Raw genomic sequence first — 537 nt, 5'->3', positions numbered from 1 at the left:
CTATAGCCAGCCATAACTGCATACAAAATATCACCTTTCGTTTCTTTTCTTATTCAATAGTTTAATATACTCTTCTACTTCCAGGGTCAATACATCTTCCGGATTAATTTCGTCATTTTCGAATCTGGTATGTCCCAGCGTTTCGTAGTCAAAAGCGGGCAACATTAGGTAGTCACCATGGAAAGCTTGTTCTAGTTGAGAGTAGTCCCAACTATCAGAGTCCACATCATATGAATATCGCTTAAATGATTCAACTATATAGTACAGTTCAGATTCTTTGAAGTAGTAATCAAATTCATATTTACCGTTAGAAACTCCAGTCCGAAGTTCAATCTTAACAATTTTATCGCCTGAAAAATATCCTTTTAGAATCCCACCTCCGTCAGTCATGTTTTCAAGAAATTCCTCGTTTTCAAGTTTAACTGATTTGTATGACCCTAATTGACTATCAATATTTTTAGCAAACTTTGATAGTTCTGGATGACGATCATGAAAGCCTTGTCCTTTAATTGAAAGGGAGATGAAGGATATAATAAT

General features: G+C 35.0%; 1 protein-coding gene. It reads right to left on the bottom strand.

The genetic code is table 11. From position 1 onward, the window contains the following. Positions 1-30: 30 nt before the first annotated feature. A partial coding sequence (locus tag HH304_RS21120; protein ID WP_169685287.1) for a hypothetical protein occupies positions 31-537 on the bottom strand: 507 nt, incomplete at its 5' end.

The organism is Marinigracilibium pacificum, assembly GCF_012926615.1.
GTDB lineage: Bacteria > Bacteroidota > Bacteroidia > Cytophagales > Cyclobacteriaceae > Mangrovivirga > Mangrovivirga pacifica.
Note: the sequence above shows the minus strand (reverse complement) of the source record. Positions and strands in the feature narration are given on the sequence as shown.